The sequence below is a fragment of the Aurantimonas sp. genome, from assembly GCF_964217435.1.
GTDB classification, from domain to species: Bacteria; Pseudomonadota; Alphaproteobacteria; order Rhizobiales; family Rhizobiaceae; genus Aurantimonas; species Aurantimonas coralicida.
Window position 1 is genome coordinate 44,686 of sequence record NZ_CAXPJM010000004.1, and the last position, 7,850, is coordinate 52,535.

Consider the following 7,850-nt stretch of genomic DNA (forward strand, 5'->3'; position numbering starts at 1 on the left):
GCCAACCGGTGATGTTGCACCATAATTGTCTCGGGGTATCGGCGGAGTGGAGAGCACTAGGTCGCGGCCAACAATCGTGTTGCTTACAGCCGGAGTTCGCCGGAAGCATCCGTCCCTGAATTGACGCTCTCTCCTTATGTGGTCCATCCGCCTGCGTCGTAGATCAAGGACCAGTCCAAACAGTGAGGTCATCCACTCAGGATGGATGAGCCAGAAAGAACCAATCCAAAATACATGCATACATTCATGGACTTCATGAGACGGATCTTTGCGTGGCATCACTGGATCCCCATTAGTATCGACCTGCGCCGCTCGCCTTTTGATCTTCGCCCGCTAACGGCCACGTCTGCTCCGACGCTAATACAGCGAGGGGTCCAGAATCGTTCTCGCATCCTCATGTCGGCCAAAACCAATGTTGAGAATTCGTCAGCAACGCAGAAGGCGCTCCAACGCCCGGCGGAGAGGACTGCCCGGCGGCCGCATGATATTGTGAGCGTCACCTGGGATTACGACTTCCTGAAAGGCTGCTTGCTCGCAACGACGCTACTGGCACTCACGACCGGCGTTATCCTCTGGGCGGTCTGGAGCGCGTTATCGTCATTGATCGGTTTACTTTTCTAATCTCTTCAGAAGACCTCGGCGAGTTAGTGGCGGACCCGACCGGACGCCCTGGTCAAACCTGTGCAGCATCCTCATGCCACCCCGTCGCCGGTGTCGGAACTGGTACACTCCCTCTGCCCGCCGCCGGCTTTCCCTATATCGCGACTTCCACGCGGTTGCGGCCGCGGTCCTTGGCGAGGAAGAGCGCCTCGTCGGCGGCCTTGAAGAGGCGCTTGAAGGACAGGTCTTCCCCTTCCTGCGTGGCGATGCCGACACTGACGGTCACGTTGCCGCTCTCTTGATCGCCGTGGAAGACCTTGTCGTCCACCGCAAGCCGGATCCGTTCGGCGGTTTGCAGGGCCGCTTCCGGGGTGGCATCGGCCATCGCCACGACGATCTCCTCGCCGCCGAAGCGGGCAATCGCATCGGATTTGCGGACATTGGCCCGCACCACGTCCGCCACCTTCAAGAGGATCGTGTCCCCGACATCGTGGCCGTATGTGTCATTGACCTGCTTGAATCGGTCGATGTCGATGACGAGCACTGAGATCGGCCGGCCATTGCGCCGTGCCACTTCAACCATCTCGCTGGTGCGACGCTCCAGATGGCGGCGATTGGGCAAAAGGGTCAGCGGATCGGTCGACGCCTCCGCCTCCAGCGCGCGGCCAAAAACGAAGGCCTTGCGCTCGCTGCAGAGAAAGCGACCGAGGACGAGAACCCCGATCACGTCCGCAACCGTCATCGGACCGATGGTCCGCAGGAAGATCTGCGACGCGTTGTCGACGGGCACCGTCAGGATGAAGAGAAACGGCACATTGCAGAGAAGGCCGAGCACGAGGAGGTCGCGGGTGCGGGCCGGCTGCATCTTCTCGAAAACGAAATGAGCGAAATAGGCACCGATGGCCGCGATGGCCACGATGTTCGCGATCCCGCTCATCGTACCCGAGCCGCCGAGATGCAGCCGGAAAAGACTGGTGACCAGCGCGGCCACCGTCGCGGCTCCCGGTCCGCCGAATGGGGCCGCCAGGACCAGCATGACCGCCCGCGGGTCGATGCGCAGGCCCGGCGCCAGTTCGACCGCATTGGCGATCGACAGCGATGCCCCGACACCGAACAAGAGGCCCAGTGCAAGGCTTCGCCCAAGCCCCGGCTCGGCTTTACGCAGGGCCCAGCCATACATCATCGTCACCAGCGCGAAGATGCCGAGGCCGTTCACGACGCCGAGAAAGAAACCCATATTTGGCAAAGTTCTGGCTCCGATCCTGCCGCCTCTATCTGCAATAGCCGCGACGGGTTACGAAGCCACAAACACCGGGAACGACACGGCTATCGGCCGCAGGAGAAATTCGGGCCTGCTGCGAGACCGGTTGGCCGGGGCCTTTTTCGGTGCCGTGCGGCCGCCTCCCGTGACCGGACAATGCTGTCGATGCAGGATCGCGCCATGACCAGACAACGATCGTCCCTCGGCCTGTTCGGCGTCTTCGGGCGATCCGAGGATCTGAAACAGCTCGACAGCGCTCTGCGCTCCGTCGATCTTCATCCCAGGATGGTGCCGGAAGCGGTGAAGCTGGCGGTGGTCAGGCTGATGCAGGATCATGCGATCGGGGCGTTTCCCGCGCCGCAGGCCTACCGTGCCGCGGCCGAGATCCTCGGCTATTGCATGATCGGCGCGGAAGGCTTTGCCGGCGCCAACGACGTCGATCTGGCATTGCGGGTCGGCGAGCGGATCGAACGCGCCATGGAGGCGGGGGACAGCCTCGACGCCCAGATCGTGCTGGTCACGATGACCGCCCGGGTGATCCAGCCGAGCGTCGTCGAACGCTTCGAACTGACGCTCGATACGCAATAGCGTCCCTCCCCGGGGGAGGCTGCAGGCTATTTCGCGATGCGCAGGCTCGAGACCTGTTCGGTGATGGAGTCGAACGCCGCCATCAAGTCGCTCGAGCTCTTGGCGTCGTAATAGAGCTTCTTCGTCGGATCGGTGATGCCGTAGGACGCGCACTGCTCCATCAGCTTCTTCACCGAGGAGCCATCGTTGAGATCGAAGGCGATCGTGAAGATGACGATCCCGTCCTCGCCGGTTGCCTTGCGACCGTCATCCTTGATGTTCTGGCAGATCGCCGCGACCTTCTCGTTCATCGCGGAGACGAAGCTCGATCGGTTCGCCCGCTTGCTGGTCGTGCTGGTGTCATCGAAGATCCGCCCCCAGCTGTGATTGCCATAGGCGTCGTAGGTACTGGCATAGCCGAAGGTGCCGTAGCCGGATTCGTTGTAGTCGTTCTCGTCGCTGCCGTAATTGTTGTCGCCGTCGGTCATTAGCACCAGGACCTTCAGATTGTCCTTGGCGTCGTTGGCTCGGCCCTGGGTGAAGGGTTCGCGGGCCGACAACAGCCGCCAGCCCCAGGCGATGCCTTCGGGAATGTTGGTTTCGCCATCCGCATCCATGGCGTTGATCGCCGCATTGATCGTGGTCTGGTTGTCGGTCAGCGGCGTGACGGGTGTCGACCGGCAGCCACGGTTCGGGCCAGGGTGTTTGCCACGCTGCAAGTCGCTGCCGTCGAAATATTTTGCGACCTTCGACTGGACCGACATTGCCGCTTCGGCCCGCATCGAGCGGCTGCCGTCATCTTCCAGATAGTCGTTGTCGCCCTTGTTGCCATCGTATTCGTCAGGGCCGAAGCTCGGCACAAACAGCGTGTCAGGATTGGCGTAGTTGGGTTCCGCATCCGTGATCGCCAGCCCGTTCGGTCGCGATTCCACGCAGCCCAACCAGGGCCCCAATTCGTTCTTGTGGTGGGCGTTCTCATAGACGAAGAACCGCGTCAGCGGCGTCTTCGAGGAAATCTCCTGCCAGTAGTCGCCCGTCGGGCTCCGCTCCGCCAGATTGACGCCGCGGCTCGTCTTCCAATTGGCCCAGTCGAGATATTCGTTGTGGATCGAGGACCGTCCCTTGGTGTCCATCCATTTTGCGTCGTGATTGTCCGGTCCGATATTGACCGCTGCGGCGAAGGGCACGACGCCGAACTGGACCGGCAGCTTCAGGGTCGAGGACGCGGCGCCCTTCAGGAACTGATCGGTCAGACCGATGGCGGCTTCCTTGATGGTGTCGATCTTGCGCTTGCCGCCACCGGATTTCGGCCGCCCGGTCATCGAGCCGGAATTGTCGAGCACCATGACCAGTTCGATGGACTGGTTCTGGACGACGATCTGGCTTCGGGCCGCGAGCGGAAACGCGCGCCAGTCGAGTTCGCCGGCCGTCACGAAGGAGAGGAGGTCGCCGAAGATGGTCGGATGCCGGCGGGCGGCAGACACCTGCAGAACCGTCGAGCCGTCCTCGTTGAAGATGCCGTCATAGCTGAAGTCGGTGTTCGCGCGCGCATCGGCCCCGGCGTTCTCGAAGAAATAGCCTTCCGCGACCTTCGACAGATGGGAATCCTGCTGGTTGTTGGAATATTCCCGACCGGCGGCCAGCGCTGCGATATCGACCGAATGCTGGAGGTTGCGTTTCGACGCGTAGATCCCGGAGATGTCCACCGCAGCGCCCATGCAGCAGGCGAGGATCGGCAGGGTCAGTCCGAAGACGACCGCCACATTCCCGGATTCCGCCGTCCAGAACCGCTTGCCTGATGCGCTTTTCACGAGATCGATCTCCCCAACGGCCCATTCCTGGCGCGCAAACCTTACCTATGGTCCGTTTCCATATGGTTTCGCGACAGCCGACAATCCGCCGGATGGTCCACGTCCAGGCCTCCCGCATGCCGGACGCATTGACCGCCCCGGCCGAGGCTGCAAGAACACCCGCAATGACCCCGTCCGATGCCGTCTTCGACTGCCAGGCCTGCGGCGCCTGCTGCGCCTATTCGGCCGACTGGCCCCGCTTTTCCATCGAGAGCGACGCCGCGCTCGATCTGATTCCCGCCGCGCTGGTGGCGAGCGATCTCAGCGGCATGCGCTGCGAGAACGACCGCTGCGCCGCGCTTTCCGGGGTGGTTGGCACCGGCACGGGTTGCACGATCTATGCGCTGCGGCCGCAGGTCTGCCGCGAATGCGTTCCCGGGGGCGAGGATTGCCGGATGGCGCGGCAGCGTTTCGGGCTCGACTGTGATATGCTGCCGGCAACGGGCGAGGCAGTCTAGGGCGACAGCCCCCGCTTACCGGCGATCTTGCCGGCGTGAAATCTCGGCCGACTGGCACATATACTCCTGACAGGCAGGTTCGGGTTCTGACCCGACCCCGTGCCACGACCGCATTCAGGAGGCGCCCATGTCGACCCCGCCCGCCGCAAGACCCGGCGACGAAGGCAATGACAACGCGCCGCAGACGGCGGAAAATCTCTGCCGCAGATGTGGTGGATCGGGGACCGTCGATGGCGAGCCCTGCCCGGAATGCAAAGGCACCGGGCGTATCGCCGAAATCGTTGGCGACGCCTGACAACACGGCTCGGCATGCACCGCATCCCGACCATTCTTGAAGAAACGAGGACACAGATGGCAGCCAGGGCAGCCCATGAAGACCGGACCTACAAGGTGACCGAACCGGTCGATCTCGGCGACGGTCTGATCCTCCCGGTGGGGACCTATTCCGGACGCCTGCAATGGACGGAGTTCGCGCAGGTCAACGGACCGCCGCGGATCGTCAGCCAGCGCTTCGTGCTGCCGCTGTCGGCCGAGGAAGTGAAGGGTTTCGGCGGCAAGCTCGGCCGGACCCAGAAGCTGCGCGAGGTGGATATCTCCAAGCTCGTGGCGAACGGCCTCATCGTCGAGGTCTGACGCCGTCGGCATTCGATGCCGAGGATTTCAAAAGGGGCGGCGGTCGGGTTCGACCGGCCGCCCCTTTTCATGTCTGCCCGCCGGACGCGCGGGTCAGGCCGCAAGCGCCTCGTAGGCGTCGACCATCTCGCGGCCAAGCGACTGGGCGACGGCGCGGTTGGTGATCAGGCCGCGATGGACATTCAGCCCGTGCAACAGATGCGGGTCGTCCGACAGCGCCTTCAGACCGTTGTCCGCCAGGGCCAGCCCGAAGGGGAGCGTGGCATTGTTGAGGGCGTGCGCCGAGGTGATCGGCACGGCACCTGGCATGTTGGCGACGCAGTAATGCACCACGCCGTCGATCTCGAAGGTCGGCTCGGCATGTGTGGTGGCGCGCGATGTCTCGAAGCAGCCGCCCTGGTCGATGGCGACATCCACCAGCACCGCGCCCTTCTTCATGCCCGGCAGCATCGCCCGCGTCACCAGCTTCGGCGCCGAGGCGCCGGGGATCAGCACCGCGCCGATGACCGCGTCGGCGGCGAAGACCTCTTCCTCGATCGCCGTACTGGTGGAATAGCGCGTCTGCACCCGGCCGGCGAAGAGATCGTCGAGCTCGCGCAGACGGGCGATCGAGCGGTCGAGGATGGTGACATCCGCCCCTAGGCCGATCGCCATCTTGGCGGCTTCCTTGCCGACCACGCCGCCGCCGATGATGACGACCTTGCCGCAGGCCACACCGGGAACGCCGCCGAGCAGAACCCCGCGGCCGCCATGGGCCTTTTCCAGTGCGTGGGCCGCGGCCTGGATCGACAGGCGGCCCGCGACCTCGGACATCGGTGCGAGCAGCGGCAGCCCCCCGCGTCCGTCGGTCACCGTTTCATAGGCGACCGCGGTGACGCCGGAGGCGATCAGCCCCTCGGTCTGTTTCGGATCGGGCGCGAGATGCAGATAGGTGTAGAGGATCTGGCCCTCGCGCAGTTGCGCCCATTCAGCGGGCTGCGGTTCCTTGACCTTCACCACCATGTCGGCCGTCTTGAAGACCTCCGCGGCGTCCGCCGCGATGGTGGCGCCCGCCGCCTCGTAGTCGGCGTCGCTGGCGTCGATGCCGGCACCGGCGCCGGTCTCGATGATCACCTGGTGGCCGTGACCGACATATTCGCGCGTCGCCGACGGAGTCAGGCCGACGCGGTATTCGTTGTTCTTGATCTCCTTCGGGCAGCCGACGCGCATCCGTTTCCTCCATCTGTGGGCATCTGGATTGAAACGGGGTTCCGACGCAATGTCCCCGCGTTTTCGCCTGCCAGAACCGCGAGGATCGATGCTTTCTTGCGTTTGGGTGCCGTCTTGCGCAAACTTCTGCGGATGGAGACGATCGACCGCTTCGATCTGCAGATCATGCGCACCCTGCAAAGGGAGGGCCGGCTGTCGAACGCGGCGCTGGCCGAGCGGGTCGGTCTGTCGGCTTCGGCCTGCTCACGCCGGCTCGACCGGCTGGAGGCGAGCGGCGCGATCCGCGGCTACCATGCCAAGCTGTCCAACCGGACGCTCGGTCACACCATCACGGTAATCGTCAATATCGGCCTGTCCGGTCAGACCGAGCGGCAACTCGCCGAGTTCGAGGCCGCGGCAAAGGGCTGCCCGAACGTCCTGGTCTGCTTCCTGATGTCGGGGGAATACGACTATCTCTTGCGCGTCGCGGCCCGCGATCTCGAAGACTACGAGCGCATCCACAAGACCTATCTGTCGTCGTTTCCCCATGTGGTGCGGATCAATTCGTCCTTCGCCCTGCGCGAAGTGCTGGACCGAACCACGGTGGGCATCGATCCGAACCTCTGACAGCGCGCCGTGCCGGCCGAACGGTCTGACGCCGGCTCAGCCGACGGCCGTCCGTCCGGCATCGATCATGAACGGATCGGCGGAGGCGGCACGGGCATGTTCGGTGAAGACCCGGCCGACACCGATCAGGATCGGGCGGTCGACGCCGATCCGGGAGACGATGGCGCCGAGATCGGCGAGCGTGCCGGCGGCGCGGGTCTCGTCGTCGCGCGACAGGTTGGCGGCGACCGCGACCGGGGTCGTGGCCGGCAGGCCGTGATGGATCAGACGCTCGGCGATCTTCGCCGCCATCCGGCCGCCCATGTAGAAGACGGTGGTGGCGTGATCGTCGGCCAGCGCATGCCAGTCGAGGTCCTCCGGCAGGCCGCCCTTCTTGGAATGGCCGGTGACGAAGCGCAGCTGCTGGGCCCGGTCGCGATGGGTCAGCGACACGCCGAAGCTCGCCGCCAGCGCCGAGGCGGCGGTGATGCCCGGCACGATGGCGACCGGAATGTTCTCGCGGGCCAGCTCGTCCAGTTCCTCGCCGGCCCGACCGAACACCGACACGTCGCCGGATTTCAGCCGCACCACGTGCTTGCCCGCCTTGGCGAAGCTGACCATCATGGCGTTGATGTCTTCCTGGCGGCAGCTGTCGCGGGCGGCGCGCTTGCCGACCAGCATGCGCCG

General features: G+C 64.5%; 9 protein-coding genes. 5 read left to right on the forward strand and 4 right to left on the reverse strand.

Annotated features, from left to right (window positions below; translation table 11 throughout):
* Positions 1 to 754: 754 nt before the first annotated feature.
* Positions 755 to 1,837 carry a GGDEF domain-containing protein gene (locus ACEQX1_RS01720; RefSeq protein ID WP_370194269.1) on the reverse strand — a complete coding sequence of 361 codons (1,083 nt, stop codon included), beginning with the start codon at positions 1,835 to 1,837 and terminating at the stop codon, positions 755 to 757.
* A 204-nt stretch (positions 1,838 to 2,041) separates the two neighbouring features.
* Between ACEQX1_RS01720 and ACEQX1_RS01725 the strand changes: the two genes are divergently transcribed.
* On the forward strand, positions 2,042 to 2,449 hold the full coding sequence (locus tag ACEQX1_RS01725) for a hypothetical protein (protein WP_370194268.1): 408 nt from the start codon (positions 2,042 to 2,044) through the stop codon (positions 2,447 to 2,449).
* A 26-nt stretch (positions 2,450 to 2,475) separates the two neighbouring features.
* Here the strand turns inward: ACEQX1_RS01725 and ACEQX1_RS01730 are convergent, their stop codons facing one another.
* On the reverse strand, positions 2,476 to 4,239 hold the full coding sequence (locus ACEQX1_RS01730) for a pilus assembly protein (RefSeq protein WP_230786251.1): 1,764 nt from the start codon (positions 4,237 to 4,239) through the stop codon (positions 2,476 to 2,478).
* Between the two features lie 164 nt (positions 4,240 to 4,403).
* Here ACEQX1_RS01730 and ACEQX1_RS01735 point away from each other — a divergent pair, with 164 nt between their 5' ends.
* The 3 genes from ACEQX1_RS01735 to ACEQX1_RS01745 all read left to right on the forward strand — a co-directional run bounded on the left by ACEQX1_RS01735 (position 4,404) and on the right by ACEQX1_RS01745 (position 5,369).
* Positions 4,404 to 4,736: a YkgJ family cysteine cluster protein gene (locus ACEQX1_RS01735; protein ID WP_187391173.1), complete on the forward strand. Its 333-nt coding sequence runs from the start codon at positions 4,404 to 4,406 to the stop codon at positions 4,734 to 4,736.
* 127 nt (positions 4,737 to 4,863) lie between these two features.
* Complete coding sequence (locus tag ACEQX1_RS01740; protein WP_169513620.1) at positions 4,864 to 5,031, forward strand: hypothetical protein; 168 nt, start codon at positions 4,864 to 4,866, stop codon at positions 5,029 to 5,031.
* A gap of 56 nt (positions 5,032 to 5,087) precedes the next feature.
* The gene (locus tag ACEQX1_RS01745) at positions 5,088 to 5,369 is read left to right on the forward strand and encodes a hypothetical protein (RefSeq protein ID WP_024349813.1); all 282 of its coding nucleotides are present in this window, start codon (positions 5,088 to 5,090) and stop codon (positions 5,367 to 5,369) included.
* 93 nt (positions 5,370 to 5,462) lie between these two features.
* Here the strand turns inward: ACEQX1_RS01745 and ald are convergent, their stop codons facing one another.
* The gene (ald, locus tag ACEQX1_RS01750) at positions 5,463 to 6,578 is read right to left on the reverse strand and encodes an alanine dehydrogenase (RefSeq protein WP_228239341.1); all 1,116 of its coding nucleotides are present in this window, start codon (positions 6,576 to 6,578) and stop codon (positions 5,463 to 5,465) included.
* Positions 6,579 to 6,710: 132 nt separating this feature from the next.
* Here ald and ACEQX1_RS01755 point away from each other — a divergent pair, with 132 nt between their 5' ends.
* Positions 6,711 to 7,184 (forward strand): Lrp/AsnC family transcriptional regulator, encoded by a 474-nt coding sequence (locus ACEQX1_RS01755; RefSeq protein ID WP_009210791.1) that lies wholly within the window; start codon positions 6,711 to 6,713, stop codon positions 7,182 to 7,184.
* Between the two features lie 36 nt (positions 7,185 to 7,220).
* Here the strand turns inward: ACEQX1_RS01755 and ACEQX1_RS01760 are convergent.
* A partial coding sequence (locus tag ACEQX1_RS01760; RefSeq protein ID WP_370194267.1) for a uroporphyrinogen-III C-methyltransferase occupies positions 7,221 to 7,850 on the reverse strand: 630 nt, incomplete at its 5' end.